The following is a 20,528-nucleotide window of genomic DNA, read 5'->3' on the forward strand; positions in this document are numbered from 1 at the left end:
GGAAGAATCCAATATGAAGAGTGTGCAGAATGCACTGAAGCGTCGCGCCAACGGTGAAAAGGGCTTCACCCTCGTCGAGCTGCTTGTCGTGGTCATCATCATCGGCATCCTTGCCGCCGTGGCCATCCCGATCTACCTGAACCAGCGCAAGGCCGCCTGGAACTCCGCCGCCCAGAGCGACGTGAAGAACGCCAGTGTGGTTATGGAAACCGTCATGACCAACCACAATGGTTCTCTGAATGGTGTTGATATTTCCGACTGCGCTAATGTTACCGGCAATGACTGCACTATCGATGACAATAAGATTTCCGTCAGTGACAAGGTCAATCTGAAGATTGCACAGGATCCTGACAATGCCAATGGCTATGTCATCACTGGCAAGAATACCAGCGATGATAATTGCAAGACGTATGTGTATAAGTCCGCAACCGGCAAGATTGCTGAGCAAGAGTAATCGCGTATCGCTGATTACCAATTAAGTTGAGGTGTCGGAGGCGAGTGATGCCTCCGACACCTTTTCATATTCACAGCATATTTTGTACGCCATTCGGTAACTGAGGGGAATTCATGGCCAAGGCACAGGCGCAGGCGCCAATGCAGCAGAACACCACGCAGAAGTGGAAGTACAAGGGTGTCTCTCCCGACGGCACCAAGCAGATGAAAGGCACCATCGAGGCCAACTCGCGCGATCAGGCCGTGGCGCGCATCACCCAGATGGGTGCCATCCCCACCGAACTGGTGAACCTCTCCGAAGGCACCGGCCTCAACAAGAACATCGAACTCAAGGGCTTCGCCAAACTGCCCTCCAAAAAGGACTTCGCCGTCACTTCGCGCCAGCTCGCCACCATGGTCGCGGCCGGCGTCTCGCTCATCCGCGCGCTGAACATCGTCATCGAGCAGACCCGCAACGAGAAGCTGCGCAACGCGCTGGCGGAATGCGCCGCCAAGATCGAGGCCGGCTCATCCTTCTCCGAGGCCATGGAAGAGAACGAGGACGACATCTTCCCGCCCGTCATGGTGTATATGGTCCGCGCCGGCGAAACCGGCGGCTTCCTCGACAAATCGCTCATCACCGTGGCCGACAGCTTCGAGGCCGACGTGCGCCTGCAAGGCCAGATCAAATCCGCACTGGCCTACCCGGTAGTGGTGCTCTGCATCGCCCTGGCGCTGGTCGCCGTCATGCTGCTCACCATCGTCCCCATGTTCGACAATATGTACAAGTCCATGAACGCCACACTGCCGGTCATCACGCAGATCATGGTGGCCATGGGCAAGGTAGCCCCCGTGGCCATCCCGCTGGTCGTCGTGGGGCTCATCGCGTTCTTCATGTTCTGGCGGCGCAACCGCAACAAGGACTTCATCCGCTCCTGGTGGGAGCCGTTCCTGCTCAAGGCGCCCGTGTTCGGCAAGCTCAACACCAACGTGGCCCTGGCGCGCTTCTGCAACAACTTCTCGTCCATGCTCGCCTCCGGCGTGCCGATCCTCAACGCCCTGGACATCGTGGGCTCCACCTCCGGCAACTACGTGCTCGACACCGCATCCAAGCGCGTCTCCAACCTGGTGGAACGCGGCTATCGCCTTTCCGACAGCATGGCGAGCGAAAGCGTGTTCCCCATGATGCTCACCCAGATGGTCTCCATCGGCGAGGATTCCGGCGCCATCGATCAGATGCTCGCCAGCGCCGGCAAAGCCTACGACGAGGAGGCGCAGTCCATGGCCAAGCAGCTCACCTCGCTGCTCGAACCGCTCATGATCCTGGTGCTCGGCGTGGTGGTCGGCTTTATGGTGCTAGGCCTGTACATGCCGATGTTCTCCATGTTCGACGCCATGAACGCCACCGGCGCCTGACGGCTGAGGGAAGGAACCATGAAGAATTCACAGCTTTGGGCAACACTGAACAAACGCTACCGCGCACGCCTTCGCGCCTGCGTGGGGGAGCAGGGTGCCGCCATGCTTATGGCCATCATGTTCGTGATGGTGGTGCTTGCCACCTCATCGCTGGTGTTAAGCGTGCTGTTCGCGCAGGCCTTGCCTTACAAGAACAACAGGGCCAACGCCCAGGCCGGCTACGCCGCCGAATCCGGGCTCGAAGCCGCATTGAGCTTCCTGCGTGAGGCCGAAGCCGGCGGCAGCGCCTCCGCCCTGCTGCCCACAACCATTGCCGACAAGGGCGCCGCCGCCAAGGACGAGCAGTTCACCAAAACCGCGGGCGGCAGCGTGCTGCTCAACAACGTCGCCGTGAACGCGGGCACCGCCAACGCCAGCTCCATCGCCTACGCGCCGGCGAACATGTCGTACAAGGTGGAGATCGCCTACTTCGACGGCGACCCCGACGCCAGCGGCACCAGCCAGATCACCACCGCCAGCGGGCTGAGCGGCGTGAAATACGCCGTGGCCAAATCCTACGGCTACATCAACCGTTACCCGAACGGCCGCTCCGGCACCGAAGCCAGCCCCATGCGCGTCATGCGAGCCGTCTACAAGTTCGAACAGCAGACCGTCACGCCGCCCACCCCGCCTACGCCGCCCGTTCCGTCCGGCGGTGGCGGCCGCATCGGCATGGGCTTCTACGCGGCGGCCCCGTACAACGGGCGTATGGACAACCAGCCGACATGGAAGAACATCACCAAGCCCGACTTCGACACCGATGACAATCCGACTGGCGAGGTCAAATATGCCAACGGTTCGGGCACCTCGGGCGGCTCCGACGCCATCTCCTCGTCCAGTGTGATGAACCCGGTGAACCAGACCTGCATGCTGGCCACCACCGAGGTGATCACCAAGGCGGAGACGCTCGATAAGATGGTCGACCCCTCCGGCATGCCGCAGGCCGGTTCCATGCTGATCGTCATCCCGCAGGCGCACAAGACCAGCAGCAGCGACAGCACCGTGCGCTATACCGAACAATGCAAGGCCAACGGCAAATACTCCAAGCTCAACACGTGGGTGTACTGGACCGACAACACCATCCGCCCCGCATCCGACATGTCGCTGTGCGTCACCGGTGCCAATACCGACAACGCCAATATCGGCGGCGGCATCGCAGCCCCGGCCACCCTGCAGAAGTGCGGCACATCCTACGGCGTGAACGTCGCCGGTCAGACCGACTACTACACCAACACCGGTGATGACGGGCCGCAGCAGAAGGAGAAGCGCGATCCCAACAGCACGCTTAACCAGTACCAGAAGTGGGCGTTCTACAACGGCTTCATCAATGCCGGGTACTTCAACGAGCTGTCCTCGGTGCAAAGCGAGGCCGCGAAATACGATAAGGAGCTGCCCGAATCGAAGGGCTTCTCCGTAGGCGGTGTGCAGAAACAGAAGAAGACCCGCTTCCAGGTACTGGAGGTGTCGACCAGCGTGAATCCCGGTCAGGATCTGAGATACCTGAGCGGCGGTCACTGGGCGTCCAACATCGACGACTTCGCCAACCTGCAGGTGCGTTTCCTCGGCGCTTCGAAGTGGAACCAAGCCGCCGACGTGACCGCATGGTTCGACGTGGCCGGCGATATGGAGAACGCCACCGCATCCTTCGGCCAGGCCGGCGAGGCCGGTGCCGCCACCCAGCAGATGGTGAACGAGACCTCCGGATTCTGCCTGTCCACCTCCGCCGACGGCAACGACACCTACACCGACACCTGCCATGTGAAGTCCGGCGACTTCAACCCGTACTGCTACAAGAAGACGCTGACCGGCAACCCCGCGAACCAGGATTCCGACCTGTTCGCCACGGACTACTGCACCGTCACCGACCATAACGAGGCCGCGCCGGACGATCACGCCGAATACGAGGAGGACACCTCCGCCACCGGCTCCGGCCACCCGACCAAGATCTGGAAGAGCGTGAACGGTGCGAAGAAGTACTTCGCACTCGACGGCGACAAGCTCAGACTCGTCGACAGCGAGGGTGCCGGAACGACCTTCACCCGGTACAACAGCAAGGCCGCCAACAAGAACGACCAGGGCACCTTCCAAGCCGAGGTCACTAGCTCCGACGGCAGCAAGTCGATAATGTGCCTCACCGAGATCTACCCCGGCGACAAGATCGGCGGCACGCCGGCATACGCACGCACCGACGGCAAGCCGGACATCAGAATGGCCGCCTGCGGATCGTCCACCGATTACCTGGACCGTTCCATCAAATCGCAGGTGTGGAACGCATCCGTGCAATGGGACGGCGGCGGCTCGGGCGGCGGTGCCAGCACCGGCGGCTCGTCCGGCAGCAGCGGTTCCGGCAGCACCACGCACGAAGTCTCCCAGTACAAGGGCTACGTGACCTCCAAGGAGGTCGGCACCTCCTACACGGGCTGGTGATCGCATGAACACGCAACCGCATCTACTGCTCGACACGACCACCGCCGTGGTGGTGCTGGTCGCCGCGCTGGTGATCGGCGCCATCATCGGATCCTTCCTCAACGTGGTGATCTGGCGCGTGCCGAACCACATCAGCATCGTGAACCCGAAGCGTAGTTTCTGCCCCAACTGCAAGGCGCAGATCGCGTGGTACGACAACATCCCCGTCATCTCCTGGCTGGTGCTCGGCGCGAAATGCCGCCACTGCAAGGAGCCCATCGCCGTGCGCTACCCGCTGGTCGAAAGCCTGACCGGCGTGGCCTTCGTGGCGGTGATGGCAGGGGGAGTGTTCGGCCTGTACGAGCCGTGGGCGCTGCCGGCGCTGTTCTTCTTCGCCGCGGTCTCGATCGTGGTGGCGTTCATCGACCTTGACCATCACCTCATCCTGAACGTCATCATCTACCCGAGTCTGGGCATCGGTGCCGTGCTGCTGGCATTGGCCTCGCTGCTCACCGGGGACTGGATGCGCATGGTGCATGCGGTCATCGGCGCGGTGGTGCTTGGTGCGTTCTACCTGCTGCTCGCCCTCGTGTGGGCCGGCGGCATGGGCGGCGGTGACATCAAACTCGCCGTGCTCATCGGCCTTATGCTCGGTTGGCTCGGCTGGCCGCAGCTCATCGTCGGCGCTTTCGCCGCGTTCTTCGTCGGCGGCATCGTCAGCATCGTGCTGCTCGCCCTGCACAAGGTCAAGCTGCGCGGCGGCATCCCGTTCGGCCCGTCCATGGTGGTCGGTGCCTGGATCGGCGTCTTCGCCGGAGCGCTTATCGCCAACTGGTATCTGCAGATTTCGGGCCTCGCCTAGAGCCCACAACAAGAGGAGAGTCCATGAGAGCTATCTCAATCCTGGCGTTGTCCAACGACGCCATACGCGCGGCGGTCATTGCCGACCCCTACTCGGCGCACCCCACCATCAAGCACTTCCAGGTGTTCGCCCTGCCCAACGGCACGGTGGTGGACGGCGAAGTCGTCGACGAAACCGCCGTCAAGGGCCTGCTGGAAACGCTCGTCAAGCGCTTCAAGTACCCGCGCGAAGACACCGCGCTGCTGTATTCCAGCCGTCGCATGGTCTTCCGTGAGGCCGACTTCCCATACATGGCGCTTGACGACCTGCGCGCCACCCTGCCGTTCCAGGCGAAAAGCCTGATTCCGCTGCCGGTGGACGAATCCGTGCTGGACTTCGTGCCGCTGTCGTTGGAGGAAGGCGACCAGGGGCAGATGCTTCACGGTCTGATCGTCGCCACGCTGCGCGCCGGCCTGGAGAAGACCGCCCGCATCATCGAGGACTCGGGATTCGTCGTCACCTCCATCGACGCGGCGCCGTTCGCGCTGTCCCGCCTGTTCGGAGACCCGAACCAGGAGAAGATCGAAGCCGTGGTGAACGTGGGCAGCAACAGCACCGACGTGATCGTGCTCGACCACGGCAAGCCCGCATACCTGCGCGTCGTGCCCTCCGGCACCGACGATCTGACCGACGCCGTGGCCAACGCGCTCAACATCTCCTTCGAGGACGCCGAGCAGATCAAGCAGCGCATCGGCCTGCAGAACGTGGTCGGCGACGAACGCCTCGAAAAGGCCGAAGAGGTCATTCGAGAGACAGCCGCCCAGCTGATCGTCGGCATCCGCAACACCCTGAACTACTACACCAGCGACCATGACGGCTCCAATATCGAAGGCATCATCCTCACCGGCATCGGATCGCAGCTCGAAGGCTTCCCGTCCGTGCTCGCCAGCTCCACCGGCAAGGTGGTGCGCATCGGCGACCCGTTCGAGAAATTCAAGCTGACCAAGGAAGTCAGGAAGCAAGACATCATGATGCACGCGACCGACGTGGCCGCGATGCTCGGACTCGTAATCGGAAAGAGGGCACGATGAGCAGGGACAGGGGAGAGAAAACCCGGCGCACCAGCAGTTCCAAGAACAAGACGAAGGCGCAGAAGCCGGCCAAGAACCAGCGCGGCAAGCGCGGGGGCGAGGAAGGCAAGGAGGAGAAGACCTCGATTCTGTCAATGGACTTCTCCGACATCGGCCAGGCGCTGAAGCGCGGCAGCGGCAAGCGCAGCGGCAAGGCGGAGACCCCGGACCAATGGGTCATGCGCGCCAACCTGATGCCGAAGTCGATCATCGCGCTGAACCGTGATCGAGCCATCAAATACCTGCTCGCCTACGTGCTGGGCGCCGTGCTGATCGCCGCGATCGTTGTCACCGGCGTGATGATGGCGCAGGTCGGCCTTGCCAACCACCGTACCGACAAGGCGCAGGAGCATTCCATCGCATTGCAGAAGGAACGCGCCAAGTACAAGGACGTGGAGGACACGCTGAACCTGCTGTCCGACGGCCAGGTGGCGCGAGTCTCCATGCTGTACGACGAAGTCGACTGGTACAAGGTGGCGGACGGGCTCAACGGCGCGCTGCCGGCAAACGGCAAATACACCAACCTCAAGCTCAGCGAATACCAGTTGGGCGGCGACAACAGCAACCAGAGCTCCTCGTCCAGCAGCGACAACGCCTCCTCCGTGTGGGCGTCCAAGGGCGTGATTTCCGTCGACTTCACCGTGCAGTCGCCCGACTTCGTATCCGCCGAGGCGTTCATCTCGAACTTCTCGCACATCAACGGCTACATGACCGGCGACGTGAGCTCCATCACCAACGGGTCCGACAGCAACCAGGGCTACACCTACACCGGCACCGTGTCCATCGATCTGACGGACAACACCACCTCGCGAAGCGACAACTCCGCAGGCGCCGACGACTCCCACCGCGCACTGCTCAAGAAGCTGCGCGAAAACCTCACCCAGACCGCAAGCGGCGCCGCAACCGGCAACGCGAGCGCGTCGAGCGGCACCTCGTCCAATTCGTCCAGTTCATCGGGTTCGTCCAACTGACGCCGGCCCAATCGATTCAACGGAAGCGTGAACAACCATGAATCTCAACAAGCATAGAATCGCATGGATCGGCCTTGCCGTCGGCATTGTGCTGGTCATACTCATCACCTGGATGGCCGGCGTCTCGCCCTGTCTCGACAAGATCCACAGCGCGGACGAGCAGACCGCGCAGATCGAGGCGCAGAACGAGAAGACGCAGAAGAAGATAGACCAGCTCATGATCGCCAGCGAGACCATGACCATCCAGCGCGCCCGCTTGAAGCAGCTACAAAGCCAGCTGCCGGCGAACTTCGACCAGTCGGCGTTCATCACCGCGCTCGACCGTTCGGCCGCCGGTACCGGCGTGAGCATCAAGTCCGTCACCTTCGACGACGCCGTCGAGGCCACGCTGCCGGCGCAGGCGCAGAAGGGCATCGTGGCCGGCCATCTGGTCGAGGTCCCGCTGACCATCACCGCATCCGGCAGCTACGACGCCATGCGCGCGTTCGTCGACTCCGTGCAGAAGATCGAGCGTATCTCCGTGCCGAACACTGTGACCTACAGCATCGACAAGGACGGCGACGATACCAAGAACAGCGTCGTGCTCGAATGCAACATCTGGTCGATGATGCTCGGCGGATCCTCGGAGGAGAACAAGGCGAACGGCTGATCCGCTCCGTGCGGTGATGCCGATTCACCGATCCAATCCAATCATTCATTCCATTCACCTGTGTATCCCAAGCACCCGGGCCGTCGATGCCGAGTCTCTTTCGGCTTGGCGGCTCGGGTGCTTTCATGCGGCCTGGCATCGATCGCCGGGCCGTGAAACGCGGCATGGTCACTTCCTCATGCGGGCAGGACGCATGGCGATTCCATGATGACCACACGGCCTTGTGCATTCGTTGTCACCCGGCCGTGCGGAAGTCAGCGCATAACGGTAGGCTTGCCGCTTGTAAAGACCCCAAACCGTTCAAACCAGAAGGTGCATTGTGGCTCAGTCCAAACTCGATGAAGTAGTATCCCTTGCCAAGCGTCGCGGTTTCGTGTTCCCTGCCGGCGAAATTTACGGCGGAACCCGCTCCGCATGGGATTATGGCCCTCTCGGCGTCGCGCTGAAGGACAATATCAAGCGCGAATGGTGGCGCTCCATGGTCGTCACCCGCGGCGACGTGGTGGGCGTGGACACCTCCATCATCCTGCCGACCCCCGTGTGGGTCGCATCCGGCCACGTGGCCGTCTTCAACGATCCGCTGGTGGAATGCCTCAACTGCCACAAGCGTCAGCGTTCCGACAAGCTTGAGGAATCCTACGCCGAGAAGCACGGCGACAAGCTGCCGGAGAACGGCATGGCCGACATCGCCTGCCCCGACTGCGGTACCCGCGGCAAGTGGACCGAACCGCGCGACTTCAACATGATGCTGCGCACCCACCTCGGCCCGGTCGAGGATGAGAACTCCCTGCACTACCTGCGCCCCGAAACCGCGCAGGGCATCTTCGTGGACTTCAAGAACGTCATGACCTCGTCCCGCAAGAAGCCTCCGTTCGGCATCGCCAACATGGGCAAGTCCTTCCGTAACGAGATCACCCCGGGCAACTTCATTTTCCGTACCCGCGAGTTCGAGCAGATGGAGATGGAGTTCTTCGTCAAGCCGGGCGAGGACGAGGCCTGGCACCAGTACTGGATCGACGCCCGTACCCAGTGGTACCTCGACCTGGGCGTCAAGCCGGAGAACCTGCGCCACTACGAGCACCCGAAGGAGAAGCTGGCCCACTATTCGAAGCGCACCGTCGACATCGAATACAAGTTCGGCTTCCAGGGCTCCGACTGGGGCGAGCTCGAAGGCGTGGCCAACCGCACCGACTTCGACCTGTCCGCCCACGCCAAGCACTCCGGCGAGGATCTGAGCTACTTCAACCAGGCCACCGGCGAGAAGTACGTGCCGTACGTCATCGAGCCGGCCGCCGGCCTGACCCGCTCCCTCATGTGCTTCCTGGTCGATGCCTACGACGTCGACGAGGCCCCGAACACCAAGGGCGGCGTCGACAAGCGCACCGTGCTGCACCTCGACCCGCGCCTGGCTCCGGTCAAGGCCGCCGTGCTGCCGCTGAGCAAGAAGCCCGATCTGCAGAACGTGGCGCAGAAGCTCGCCGCCGACCTGCGTCAGAACGAGTGGATGATCGACTACGACGAGGCCGGCGCCATCGGCCGCCGCTACCGTCGTGAGGACGAGATCGGCACCCCGCTGTGCGTCACCGTCGACTTCGACACCCTGGACGATCAGGCCGTCACCATCCGCGAACGCGACACCATGAAGCAGGAGCGTGTCAGCCTGGACAAGGTGGCCGACTACATCGCCGAGCGTATCGGCGAGAAGCGCGTCAGCGTGCCGCAGATGCCGGTCGAGATGGGCGGCGAGGCATGGCCGGATTCCGTCCACATCGCCGAAGCAGGTGGCCTGTACTGATCCTGCCGGGTCCGCTCCGGCGGGCCCGTTCCGGGCATACCGAACCAAATCCAACCGAACCGGGGCCTTATCGGGACCATATGGAACCGATAGGGCCCTATTGGAGTTGTAACGAACGTGGCATCCAACGAGGAAACTTTCGACGTGCATGAGGGCTGCACGGTAGGGGAGAACCCCTGCTCGCCGCAGCATACGGAACATGCCGCTTCACACCCGATCGCGCCGGTGAAGCTCGGCGACATCGACGTGCCGACGCCCGTGGTGCTCTCGCCCATGGCGGGAGTGACGAACTGGCCGTTCCGCGTCCTGTGCGAGCAGTACGGGCCGAGCGGCCTGTACGTGGCGGAGATGATCACCGCCCGCGCCCTGGTCGCGCGCAACCCCAAGGCGCTGCGCCTGTGCCGCTTCGATCCGAGCGAACGGGTGCGTTCGCTGCAGCTGTACGGCGTGAACCCGGCCATCGTGGAGCAGGCGGCGAAGATCGTGGTCGATGAGAACATGGCCGATCATGTCGATCTGAACTTCGGATGCCCGGTGCCCAAGGTCACCCGTCGTGGCGGCGGGTCCGCGCTGCCGTGGAAGACCGATCTGCTGCAGGAGATCATCAGCCGTGTGGTGAAGGTATGCTCTGCGGCGAATATTCCCGTAACGGCGAAATTCCGCGTCGGCATCGACCATGAGCATGAGACGTTCCTTCAGGCCGGGCATATCGCCCAGGAGGAGGGGTGCGCCGCCGTGACGCTGCACGCCCGCACCACCGCCGAATACTATGGCGGGCATTCCGACTGGACCCGCATCGCCGAATTGAAGCAGGAGCTTGACATCCCCGTGTTCGGCAACGGCGATATCTGGGGTGCGGACGATGCCTTGGCCATGATCGAGCAGACCGGTTGCGACGGTGTGGCCATCGGCCGTGGATGCCAGGGGCGTCCGTGGCTGTTCGCCGACATCAAGAACGCGTTCGCCGGCTCCACGCAGCGGATCAACCCCACGCTGGGCGAGGTGTGCACCGTGATCGAGCGCCATGCCGAACTGCTGACGTGCTTCTACGACGGCGACGAGCGTATGGCCGTGCACGACCTGCGCAAGCACGTCGCCTGGTACCTGAAGGGCTTCCCGGTGGGCGGCTCCACGCGCAAGGCGTTCATGGAATGCGAATCGCTGGATGACGTGCGCCGCGAAATCGGCGAGCTCGACCCGGATATGACGTTTCCGCAGCGTGTGGTCGACAAGCCCCGAGGCCGTGTTCGCTTCGCCAAGAAAGTGCATCTGCCGTACGGGTGGCTGGAGTCGAGAACCACCACGCATGAGGAGCGCGAGGCGCTGTTCGGCGACGACCCGATGGATGCCAGCTACTAGGCCCGTTTGCCGGGGAATGAGGCGGGAGTCACGCGGTTCAGGCGACGCGGAGACCATAAACCTGAAAATCACCTGATAATGTATGCATACACTTGAAAAAAACGCCCGAAACGGGTGTGCCCTGCGCTAGAGTTATGCGTAAACGTGTAAGGACAGGAGCCAAACGTGAGCGAGAACGCCCAGACTGAATTGAACGACAAGACCAACATCAAGGTTGTCGGTGTCGGTGGTGCAGGTGGCAACGCCGTGAACCGCATGATCGCGGAAGGTCTGCAAAACGTTGAATTTGTGGCTATCAACACCGATGCCAAGGATCTGCTTCGCTCGGACGCCGACGTCAAGATCTCCCTGTCCGACCAGACCAGCCGTGGCCTGGGCGCAGGCGCCGACCCTGAGAAGGGCGCCAAGGCCGCTCAGGACCACCAGTCCGATATCGAAGAGGCGCTGAAGGGCGCCGATATGGTGTTCGTCACCTGCGGCGAGGGCGGTGGCACCGGCACCGGCGCCAGCCCGATCGTCGCCCGTGCGGCCCACCAGCAGGGTGCCCTCACCATCGCCGTGGTCACCCGCCCGTTCTCCTTCGAAGGCCCGCAGCGTGCGGCCTCCGCCAAGTTCGGCATCGAGAACCTGCGCCAGGAAGTCGACGCGCTCATCGTCATTCCTAATGACCGTCTGCTTGAGCTTTCCGACCGCTCCATCACCATCATGGACGCGTTCAAGACCGCCGACGGCGCTCTGCTGTCCGGCGTGCAGGGCATCACCGACCTCATCACGTCCAACTCCTACATCCACGTCGATTTCTCCGATGTCACCGCCATTCTGCGTGGTGCCGGCACCGCACTGTTCGGCATCGGCTCCGCACGGGGCGAGGATCGCGCCACCCAGGCCGCCGAGCTGGCCATCAGCTCGCCGCTGCTGGAGGAGAGCATCGAAGGCGCCCACGGTGCGCTGATCAACGTGGCCGGCCCGACCGACATCGGCCTGCAGGAAGCGTCTGCGGCCGTGGAACTGGTGCGCAAGGCCATCCACCCCGAAGCGCAGATCATCTGGGGTCTTGCCCTCGACGACGCCTACGGCGACGAGGTGCGCATCACCGTCATCGCGGCCGGCTTCGACTCCAACAAGCCCACCGCCGAGGAACGTGCGGCCCAGGCCGCAGCAGCTCCGGCCACCCCCGAGCCCAAGGCCGAACCCGTCCAGGCTGCCCAGCCGGCTCAGGCCACGCCCGCCGCACCCGCCACGGAACCCGCCCAAGCTGCCCCGCAGCAGGCGGCGCCTCAGCAGCAGTCCCCGTTCACGTTCGCCCCGGCTCCGGGCGAAGCCACGCAGCAGCCGCAGAATCCTTCGTATTCCGCCGACCTGGGCGACGATTTGGATATTCCGGATTTCCTTCGCTGACGAAGGCCTGAACATTTATAAGGAAAGGAACCTTGTATGGCAGGGTTTATGAAGAACGCGATGTCCTACCTCGGCATGTCCGATGTGGCGGACGATGACGATTTCGCAGTGGACGAGGAACCCGCCCCCGCATCCGAGGGAACGTTCGATTCCGATCATTCCGTCACCCCGATGCCCGCAGCGGCACCGGCGAACCAGCAGACCACCTCGTCCCGTACCACTCCTTTCCCGGGCAAGATGAGCCGCATCACCACCATCCATCCGAAGACCTATGAGGATGCGCAGATGGTGGGGCGTGCCATTCGCGACGGCATCCCCGTGGTGCTCAACCTGACCGGTGTGGCCGAGCCCATCGCATACCGCATCGTCGACTTCTCCGCCGGCGTGGTGTTCGGCGTGCACGGTTCCATGGAGCGTGTGACCCCGCGTGTGTTCCTGCTGAGCCCGGCTCAGGTGAACATCAAGGTGGAGGAGGCCGATTCCGCGGACTCCGCACGCAGCCTGTTCGCCAGCTGAACCGGTTTCGATCGATGCGATCGCGCGTGATTGGGCTTGATTGGATTCGATCGAACATCAACTGCTGACTTCGCCGGCATGGGCCGGCATCAATCGGGCACCCGGAACCATTGGTTGTTCCGGGTGCCCGAATCATATATGTGGGCGGTCGTGCTTGCGGCCGTAATACGTTCCGGGCGTAATGCCCCCATTCCTTGGTACGGTGTGTGTATGCTGATTTATCTTTTGGTGCGCCTGTTCAACTTCGCGATCGACGCATATCTTGCGGTGCTGTTCATCCGCATGCTGCTGGACTGGGCGTCGATCCTGTTCCCGCGCTGGTACCCTCGCGGATTCATCGCCGACCTGGTCAATGCCGTGTATACGGCGACCGAACCGCCGCTGAGATGGTTGAGGCGCTATATTCCGCCGATTCGCATGGGAGCCATCGGTTTGGACGTGAGCTTCATGGTGCTGTATTTCCTGCTCGTCGTATTGCGGGTGCTGATCTAGCAAGCCTCGGATGGCTTGAATAATCGCCGTTTTGCCCACACGAGACCGTGTTACGTGGTAAGGTCGAGAATGTTATCAACGTAACCGAGGCATACACGGCCTTGAATCGAGGTGTAATTTTATGGTTCTGTTGACGCCGAAGGACATCAGGGAACATCGTTTCCAGCTCGTGCGCTTCAAGGAAGGGTATAACGCTGACGAGGTCGACGAGTTCCTTGATCAGGTCACTGAGACCATTGAGGCTCTTGGCAAGCAGGCTGCCGCCGGCGGTCAGTCCACCCAGGCTCTCGGCCCGGAAGTCTCGTCGCTGAATACCAAGATCTCCGATCTTACTGCACAGGTGCAGCAGCTGCAGAACGAGAATACCGAACTGAAGAACGCCGCCATCGCAGCGTCTTCCAACAACGAGAACGACGTTCTGACCTCCAAGCTGAACGAGGCCTCCGCCAAGCTCACCGAAACCGAGGAAGCGAACCGTACGCTCGCCTCCAGCAACGAGCAGCTCAAGGGTCAGGTCGATCAGCTCAACGCGCAGATCGACCAGCTCACTGCCCAGGCGGCGCAGGCTTCCGGCAATCAGGACGCCGTGGCTCAGCAGATCGCCGCCGTCCAGCAGGAACGCGATCAGTTCCGTGCCCAGGGCGAGCAGCTGCGCAGCCAGCTTGAGCAGTTCCAGGCCAACAACCAGCAGCTTCAGGCACAGGGCCAGCAGCTCCAGGCCCAGGCCGAAGACCTCGCCAAGAAGCTTCAGGAATCCCAGAAGCGCGAGGAGCAGCTGCGCGAACAGCTCTCCAAGGTCGAGCCGAGCACCGAGACCGGCTCCCTGCAGAAGATCGCAGGCGCTGCCGCAAGTGGCAACAACGAGGCCGAGCGCGCCACCGCGATGCTGTCCCTGGCCATGCAGCTGCACGATCAGTACGTGGACAAGGGCAAGGCCAAGGCCCAGGAGATGGCTGAGGAAAGCCAGCGCGAATACGATGCGTTGATCGCCAAGGCCAACGAGTACTCCAACCATTCGCACGGCGAGGCCGACGAATACAGCAAGCGCACCCATGCCGAGGCCGACGCCTACAATGCGAAGACCCGCAACGATGCCGACGCTTACTCGCAGACCACCCGCGCCGAGGCCGATGCCTACTCCGAGAAGACCCGTCAGGATGCCGACACCTATCTGAGCGGCAAGCACAACGAGGCCGACGAGTACGAGGCCGAAGTCCAGAAGCGCGCTTCCGAGTACGATCAGCAGACCCGTACCGCCGCCGATGAATACGCCCAGCAGGTGCGTGACAACCTCACCCACCAGTCCAAGGTCATCGAAGGCAACATTCAGGGCCTCAAGCAGTTCGAGACCGAGTATCGTGCTCGCCTGACCGACTTCCTGAACAACCTGCAGCAGCAGGTGTCCGACAGCAACAACTACGACCAGATTGAGCAGCCTGGCCAGTGAGTGGCAAGACTCCGACGAGACGGCCGCGCGTGTGTGCGGCCGTCTTTGTGTGCGTGGCGGCGGTAGCGCTTCTGCTTGACCAGATCACCAAGCTGTGGGCGTTGTCCGCATTGTCCGGCGGCCGTTCGATGCAGGTCATCGACGGCCTGCTGTCGTTTACCTTGGTGCGCAATCCGGGCGCGTCCCTCGGGCTGGGATCGAATTTCACATGGGTGATCTCGCTGCTGGCCATGGTGGCCTGCGTGGTCATAGTGGTGCTTGGCCTGCGTACCACATCCAAGGCGTGGGCGACTGCGCTCGGCTGTGCCTTTGCGGGTGCCCTGGGCAATCTTGTTGACCGTGTGAGCTACGCGGACGGGTTCCTGAACGGCAAGGTCGTGGATTTCATCGATTATGGATGGTCTGTCGGCAATGTGGCCGACGTTTTCCTCACCGTTGCCGGTGTGGCCATCGTGGTGATGATTCTGCTGAACGTGCCGTTCGCAGGGCAGGCCCAGGCGGGCACGGCCGACGAATCGGTTGTTGCCGCTTCGTCGACTGCAACCGCGGCGACTGAATCGTCCGGGATCGAATCGCCCGAATCGTCCGAAACCGAATCATCCGAACAAGAAGGCAATGCTCAATGAGTCGTGTGGTTCCAGCTCCTGATGCCCTCGTCGGCGCTCGTTTCGACGTGGCTGTCTCCAAGATGCTTGGCGTTTCTCGTTCCAAGGCGGCAACGCTGATCGACACCGGTCAGGTGCGTGTGCTGGATCGTGAGATCACCAAGTCCACAACGCTTCAGGCGGGAGAGACCGTGGAGATCGATCTTGCCGAGGAACGCAAGGAGCCGGAACCCATTGCCAACGATATGGCCATCGCGTACGAGGACGATGACGTGGTCGTGGTCGACAAGCCCGTCGGTGTGGCCGCGCATGCGTCCGTAGGGTGGACGGGGCCGACCGTGCTCGGCAGTCTGCTCGACCGCGGCGTGCATATCACCTCCTATGGCGCCGCCGGCAGGCAGGGCATCGTGTCCCGGCTTGATGTGGGTACGTCCGGGCTCATGCTGGTATGCAAGTCCGATCTTGCCTATGTGGAGATGCGTCGGCAGTTCGCCGAGCATGAGGTGGTCAAGACCTATCATGCGCTCGTGCAGGGCAATCTTAAGGAAGACAAGGCGACCATCGAAGCACCGATCGGGCGTGCGAAGGTCTCCGATTTCCGGTTTTGCGTGACGCCGGCCGGCAAGCCTGCGGTCACGCATTGGGATGTGATGGAGCGTTTCGGCAGCGAAGCCACCTTGGTCAAGGTGAACCTGGAGACGGGGCGCACGCATCAGATCCGCGTGCATTTCTCCTCCATCGGGCATCCGCTGGTGGGCGACCACATGTATGGCGCGAATCCGGTGCTCGCCGAGGAACTGCATATCGAACGCCAATGGCTGCACGCCATGCAGCTTGAATTCCGCCACCCGCGCACGCATGTGTGGACCACAGTGACCAGCACGTATCCGGCCGATCTTGAGCATGCGCTGGAAGCCATGCGGGCCCGCCACGCCGATACCGCCGATTGACGATCCGGCCCGCCGGCTGGGTGCCCGTGTCGGAAATCCGCGTGTGAGGTACATTAGAGGGTATGTCTGATTCGGGAAACTTCGTACATCTGCACAATCACACGCATTATTCGCTCCTGGACGGTGCGTCGAAAATCCCCGAACTGGCGAAATACGCGGCCGAACTCGGCATGCCGGCCGTGGGCATCACCGATCACGGCAACATGCACGGCGCGTACGAGATGTACACCAACTGCGTCAAGGTCGGCGTCAAGCCGATCATCGGCATCGAGGCGTATGTGACGCCGGAGACCGCGCGTCAGGACAAGAGCCGCGTGCATTGGGGCACGGAGGCACAGCGCCGCGATGACGTCTCGGGCGGCGGTCTGATCACGCATCTTACGTTGTGGGCGGAGAACGACGAGGGGCTGGTGAACCTCATCAAGGCCAGTTCGGTGGCCAACCTTGAAGGCCGTGTGCAGCGCTACCCGCGTATGGATAAGGAAGTGCTCTCCACCTATTCCAAGGGCGTGATCTGCGGTTCCGGCTGCCCGTCCGGCATCATCCAGACCAGGCTTGCGCTGGGGCAGTTCGACGAGGCGTTGCGTGCGGCCGGCGAGATGCAGGACATCTTCGGCAAGGACAATTTCTTCATCGAGATCATGGATCACGGGCTGAACATCGAGAACCGCAATATTCCCGGTCTGCTTGAGATCGCCAAGAAGCTCAATGCGCCGCTGCTGGCCACGAACGATTCCCACTACGTGCACGCCGAGGACGCCGAGGCACAGGATGCCATGCTGTGCATCAATTCCGGCAGCCACCTGGACGATCCGAACCGTTTCAAATTCGACGGTACGGGCTATTACCTGAAGCCCGCCGAGGAGATGCGCGAGATCTTCAAGGACTTCCCGGGTGCCTGCGACAACACGCTTGAGATCGCCGAACGATGCAACGTGATGTTCGACGACCACGAGGACGGCGCGTTCATGCCGCAGTTCGACTGCCCCGAAGGCTGGGACGAGGCGTCGCTCTTCCTGAAGAAGGTCGAGGAGGGATTGGAGCGCCGGTACGACAACAATGTGCCGGAGGAGGTCTCCAAGCAGGCCGACTACGAATGCGGTGTGATCTGCCAGATGCAGTTCTGCGGCTACTTCCTGGTGGTGGCCGACTACATCCAGTGGGCGAAGGACCACGGCATCATGGTGGGGCCGGGTCGTGGTTCCGCGGCAGGTTCGATGGTGGCATACGCCATGGGCATCACCGAGCTCGACCCGTTGAAGCATGGCCTGATCTTCGAACGATTCCTGAACCCGGAGCGTGTGTCGCTGCCTGATATCGATGTGGATTTCGACCCCGAGGGTCGTTTGCGAGTCATCGACTACTGCGGCGAGAAGTACGGCCGCGACAAGGTGGCGCAGTGCGTGATCTACGGTGTGATCAAGACCAAGCAGGCGCTGAAGGATTCCGCCCGCATCATGGGCTATGACTTCGCCATGGGCGACAAGGTCACCAAGGCGCTGCCGCCAAGCAAGAACGGCAAGGACGCGAGCCTGAAGGAGATCTTCGACCCCACGTCGAAGCATTATGCCGAGGCGCGCGAGTTCCGCGAGCTGTACGAGTCCGACCCGGACGCGCACAAGATCATCGACAAGGCGAAGACCATCGAGGGCTTGATCCGTCAGACCGGTGTGCACGCCTGCGCGACCATCATGGGTAGTGAGCCAATCACCGACACCTCGCCGCTGCTGCAGCGCGTGGATAACACCGTCACGACCACGTTCGAATACCATACGTGCGAAACGCTGGGCCTGGTCAAGATGGATTTCCTTGGGCTTTCCAACTTGACGGTCATCCAGGACACGCTGAAGAACATCGTGGCCAACGGCAAGGATCCGGTGGATTACACCAAGATTCCGTTGGACGACAAGGAAACCTACCAGCTGCTTGCGCGTGGTGACACCTTGGGCGTGTTCCAGCTCGATTCCGACGGCATGCGTGCGCTGCTCAAGTCGCTGAAGCCCGATAACTTCAACGATATCTCCGCACTGATCGCGCTGTACCGACCGGGCCCGATGGATATGGATTCGCATAACAACTATGCGAAGCGTAAGAACGGCTTGCAGAAGATCGAGCCGATTCACCCGGAGCTTGAGGAGCCGCTCAAGCAGGTGCTCGACGAAACGTACGGCCTGATCGTGTACCAGGAGCAGGTGCAGTCCGCGGCGCGTATTCTCGCAGGGTATTCGCTGGGCAAGGCAGATGTGCTGCGTCGAGCCATGGGTAAGAAGAAGCCCGAGGTGCTGGCCAAGGAGAAGATCCCGTTCTTCCAGGGCATGAAGGAGCACGGGTATTCCGAGGAGGCCGCGCAGGCCGTGTGGGACGTGCTGGTGCCGTTCTCCGGCTACGCGTTCAACAAGGCGCATTCCGCCGCGTATGGATTGATCTCGTATTGGACCGCGTATCTGAAGACGCATTACCCGGTCGAGTTCATGGCCGCGTTGCTGCAGGGCACGAAGGACAACAAGGACAAGACCGCGCTATATCTGGGCGAGGCGAGGCGCATGGGCATCCAGGTGCTGTCGCCAGATGTGAACGAATCCGTGTACGCCTACTCCGCTGTGGGTGACGTGGTGCGTTTCGGCCTTGGCGCGATCCGTAATGTGGGCGATAAGGCCGTGGCCGATATCATCGCCGAGCGTGAGAGCAAGCGCGGCAAGTTCGTGAACTTCATGGATTTCGTGCGCCGAGTGCCGCTGAGCGCATTGAACAAGCGTTTGGTGGAGTCACTGATCAAGGCCGGTGCGTTCGATTCCATCGACCCGAATCGTCGCGCGCTGTATCAGATCCACGAAACCGCCATCGAATCCGTGGTGGGCCTGAAGCGCAAGGAGGCCGAAGGCCAGTTCGATCTGTTCAGCGACATGGACGATGCCGAGGAGCAGGATGTGATGGGCGATGCCTCGGTCACGGTGCCCGATGTGGAGGAGTGGGACAAGAAGACCAAGCTGAACTTCGAACGCGAGATGCTGGGCCTGTACGTGTCCGACCATCCGCTGTCCGGCATGACGGCCGTGCTTGCTGGGTTGCGTGAGATGTCGATCGCGCATCTGATCGATCGTGCCAAGACCATGGGGGAGGGGCAGCAGGTGACCATTGCCGGCCTGGTCACCAATGTGGACCGCCGTGTGTCCAAGCGCGGCAACGCGTGGGCGATCGTGACGGTGGAGGATCTGGAAAGCTCGATCCAGTGCATGTTCTTCGGCAAGGTGTACGAGGCCGCAGCCGCCGATCTTACCGTCGACCAGGTGGTGCAGATCCGTGGCATGGTGGAGTTGAGGGACGAGACGGTGAGTCTGCGTGCCACAGAGATGCAGGTGCCCACGCTGGAGGCCGCGGACGAACGCCCGGTGATCATCACGCTGCCGCAGGCCGCACTGGATAGGCGGCACATGATGCAGTTGGGGCATGTGCTGACCAACCATCCGGGGTATTGCGAGGTGAAACTCGCCGTCATTGATGCCAAGGGCAATGCCGAGGTGATGACGTTCGGCGACCGGTTCCGCGTGAAGCGCGATACGAGCCTGTTCGCTGAGATCAAGATCCTATTCGGCCCCAGCTGCCTCCCCGCCGCCTAACAGTCGAAGCGGAAAGCATAGGAGCAGGGGCTTCCGCATGATGTGTGAGACCGTAAGCTTGGCCGAACGGCCTTGAGTGTGTCGAACACGTCATGCGGAAGTCCCGTCATACCGTCTGTGCCGCGAAGACCGCGCAGCGGTGCCTTGAGTGTGTCGAACACGTCGCGGAAAAGGGTTCCCGATTATCTGCCAGTGGCTAGGGGAGTAGGGATGTCCGTATGACATGTGAGACCGTAGGCTTGGCTGCTGAACCGTAAAACGAAAAATCAGCCTTCCATGGAGCAATAAGGGCTTCCGCATGATGTGTGAGACCGTAAGCTTGGCCGAACGGCCTTGAGTGTGTCGAACACATCATGTGGAAGCCCTGTCATACTGCTTGTTTCCGCTCCCAGCGAACATTCACGAAGCTCGGAGGGGAAGGCCAGTGTGTTGCTAGGCAACGGCAATTCCGCGGGAGCATGCTGG

General features: G+C 62.0%; 16 protein-coding genes. All 16 read left to right on the forward strand.

Features of this window, described 5'->3' with window-relative positions; genetic code table 11:
- Nucleotides 1–13: 13 nt before the first annotated feature.
- The 16 genes from G1C98_RS09440 (at nucleotide 14) to dnaE (ending at nucleotide 20,063) form a co-directional block, all read left to right on the forward strand.
- On the forward strand, nucleotides 14–454 hold the full coding sequence (locus tag G1C98_RS09440) for a type IV pilin protein (protein ID WP_169079016.1): 441 nt from the start codon (nucleotides 14–16) through the stop codon (nucleotides 452–454).
- A 113-nt stretch (nucleotides 455–567) separates the two neighbouring features.
- The gene (locus G1C98_RS02880; RefSeq protein ID WP_169079018.1) at nucleotides 568–1,848 is read left to right on the forward strand and encodes a type II secretion system F family protein; all 1,281 of its coding nucleotides are present in this window, start codon (nucleotides 568–570) and stop codon (nucleotides 1,846–1,848) included.
- An 18-nt stretch (nucleotides 1,849–1,866) separates the two neighbouring features.
- Nucleotides 1,867–4,314 carry a hypothetical protein gene (locus tag G1C98_RS02885; RefSeq protein ID WP_169079020.1) on the forward strand — a complete coding sequence of 816 codons (2,448 nt, stop codon included), beginning with the start codon at nucleotides 1,867–1,869 and terminating at the stop codon, nucleotides 4,312–4,314.
- Nucleotides 4,315–4,318: 4 nt separating this feature from the next.
- Nucleotides 4,319–5,155: a prepilin peptidase gene (locus tag G1C98_RS02890; protein WP_169079022.1), complete on the forward strand. Its 837-nt coding sequence runs from the start codon at nucleotides 4,319–4,321 to the stop codon at nucleotides 5,153–5,155.
- Nucleotides 5,156–5,178: 23 nt separating this feature from the next.
- Entirely contained in the window at nucleotides 5,179–6,225 is a 1,047-nt protein-coding gene (gene pilM / locus G1C98_RS02895; protein WP_169079024.1) for a type IV pilus assembly protein PilM, read from the forward strand.
- A complete protein-coding gene (locus G1C98_RS02900; RefSeq protein WP_169079026.1) occupies nucleotides 6,222–7,235 on the forward strand; it encodes a hypothetical protein in 1,014 nt (337 codons plus the stop codon). The genes pilM and G1C98_RS02900 overlap by 4 nt, the downstream gene beginning before the upstream one ends.
- A 37-nt stretch (nucleotides 7,236–7,272) precedes the next feature.
- Entirely contained in the window at nucleotides 7,273–7,884 is a 612-nt protein-coding gene (gene pilO / locus G1C98_RS02905) for a type 4a pilus biogenesis protein PilO (protein ID WP_169079028.1), read from the forward strand.
- Between the two features lie 319 nt (nucleotides 7,885–8,203).
- On the forward strand, nucleotides 8,204–9,679 hold the full coding sequence (locus G1C98_RS02910; protein ID WP_169079030.1) for a glycine--tRNA ligase: 1,476 nt from the start codon (nucleotides 8,204–8,206) through the stop codon (nucleotides 9,677–9,679).
- A 117-nt stretch (nucleotides 9,680–9,796) separates the two neighbouring features.
- The gene (gene dusB, locus G1C98_RS02915; protein WP_335341276.1) at nucleotides 9,797–11,038 is read left to right on the forward strand and encodes a tRNA dihydrouridine synthase DusB; all 1,242 of its coding nucleotides are present in this window, start codon (nucleotides 9,797–9,799) and stop codon (nucleotides 11,036–11,038) included.
- Between the two features lie 165 nt (nucleotides 11,039–11,203).
- Nucleotides 11,204–12,436, forward strand: a complete 1,233-nt coding sequence (ftsZ, locus tag G1C98_RS02920; RefSeq protein ID WP_169079032.1) for a cell division protein FtsZ — start codon at nucleotides 11,204–11,206, stop codon at nucleotides 12,434–12,436.
- Between the two features lie 36 nt (nucleotides 12,437–12,472).
- Nucleotides 12,473–12,952 carry a cell division protein SepF gene (locus G1C98_RS02925; protein WP_169079034.1) on the forward strand — a complete coding sequence of 160 codons (480 nt, stop codon included), beginning with the start codon at nucleotides 12,473–12,475 and terminating at the stop codon, nucleotides 12,950–12,952.
- Nucleotides 12,953–13,162: 210 nt separating this feature from the next.
- Nucleotides 13,163–13,444: a YggT family protein gene (locus G1C98_RS02930; protein ID WP_169079036.1), complete on the forward strand. Its 282-nt coding sequence runs from the start codon at nucleotides 13,163–13,165 to the stop codon at nucleotides 13,442–13,444.
- Between the two features lie 121 nt (nucleotides 13,445–13,565).
- Nucleotides 13,566–14,891 (forward strand): DivIVA domain-containing protein, encoded by a 1,326-nt coding sequence (locus G1C98_RS02935; protein ID WP_169079038.1) that lies wholly within the window; start codon nucleotides 13,566–13,568, stop codon nucleotides 14,889–14,891.
- Nucleotides 14,888–15,517 (forward strand): signal peptidase II, encoded by a 630-nt coding sequence (locus G1C98_RS02940; protein ID WP_169079040.1) that lies wholly within the window; start codon nucleotides 14,888–14,890, stop codon nucleotides 15,515–15,517. The genes G1C98_RS02935 and G1C98_RS02940 overlap by 4 nt, the downstream gene beginning before the upstream one ends.
- The gene (locus G1C98_RS02945) at nucleotides 15,514–16,446 is read left to right on the forward strand and encodes an RluA family pseudouridine synthase (RefSeq protein ID WP_169079042.1); all 933 of its coding nucleotides are present in this window, start codon (nucleotides 15,514–15,516) and stop codon (nucleotides 16,444–16,446) included. Before G1C98_RS02940 ends, G1C98_RS02945 begins: the two co-directional genes overlap by 4 nt.
- Before the next feature lie 62 nt (nucleotides 16,447–16,508).
- Nucleotides 16,509–20,063, forward strand: a complete 3,555-nt coding sequence (gene dnaE / locus G1C98_RS02950; RefSeq protein WP_169079044.1) for a DNA polymerase III subunit alpha — start codon at nucleotides 16,509–16,511, stop codon at nucleotides 20,061–20,063.
- Nucleotides 20,064–20,528 lie beyond the last annotated feature (465 nt).

The sequence above is a fragment of the Bifidobacterium erythrocebi genome, assembly GCF_012932675.1.
In the GTDB taxonomy this organism is placed as follows: domain Bacteria; phylum Actinomycetota; class Actinomycetes; order Actinomycetales; family Bifidobacteriaceae; genus Bifidobacterium; species Bifidobacterium erythrocebi.

Bases quoted from the DNA above. Each gene is read 5' to 3' on its own strand.
- G1C98_RS09440 (WP_169079016.1), top strand. From the start codon at position 14: ATGAAGAGTGTGCAGAATGCACTGAAGCGTCGCGCCAACGGTGAAAAG.
- G1C98_RS02880 (WP_169079018.1), top strand. From the start codon at position 568: ATGGCCAAGGCACAGGCGCAGGCGCCAATGCAGCAGAACACCACGCAG.
- G1C98_RS02885 (WP_169079020.1), top strand. From the start codon at position 1,867: ATGAAGAATTCACAGCTTTGGGCAACACTGAACAAACGCTACCGCGCA.
- G1C98_RS02890 (WP_169079022.1), top strand. From the start codon at position 4,319: ATGAACACGCAACCGCATCTACTGCTCGACACGACCACCGCCGTGGTG.
- pilM (WP_169079024.1), top strand. From the start codon at position 5,179: ATGAGAGCTATCTCAATCCTGGCGTTGTCCAACGACGCCATACGCGCG.
- G1C98_RS02900 (WP_169079026.1), top strand. From the start codon at position 6,222: ATGAGCAGGGACAGGGGAGAGAAAACCCGGCGCACCAGCAGTTCCAAG.
- pilO (WP_169079028.1), top strand. From the start codon at position 7,273: ATGAATCTCAACAAGCATAGAATCGCATGGATCGGCCTTGCCGTCGGC.
- G1C98_RS02925 (WP_169079034.1), top strand. From the start codon at position 12,473: ATGGCAGGGTTTATGAAGAACGCGATGTCCTACCTCGGCATGTCCGAT.
- G1C98_RS02930 (WP_169079036.1), top strand. From the start codon at position 13,163: ATGCTGATTTATCTTTTGGTGCGCCTGTTCAACTTCGCGATCGACGCA.
- G1C98_RS02935 (WP_169079038.1), top strand. From the start codon at position 13,566: ATGGTTCTGTTGACGCCGAAGGACATCAGGGAACATCGTTTCCAGCTC.
- G1C98_RS02945 (WP_169079042.1), top strand. From the start codon at position 15,514: ATGAGTCGTGTGGTTCCAGCTCCTGATGCCCTCGTCGGCGCTCGTTTC.
- dnaE (WP_169079044.1), top strand. From the start codon at position 16,509: ATGTCTGATTCGGGAAACTTCGTACATCTGCACAATCACACGCATTAT.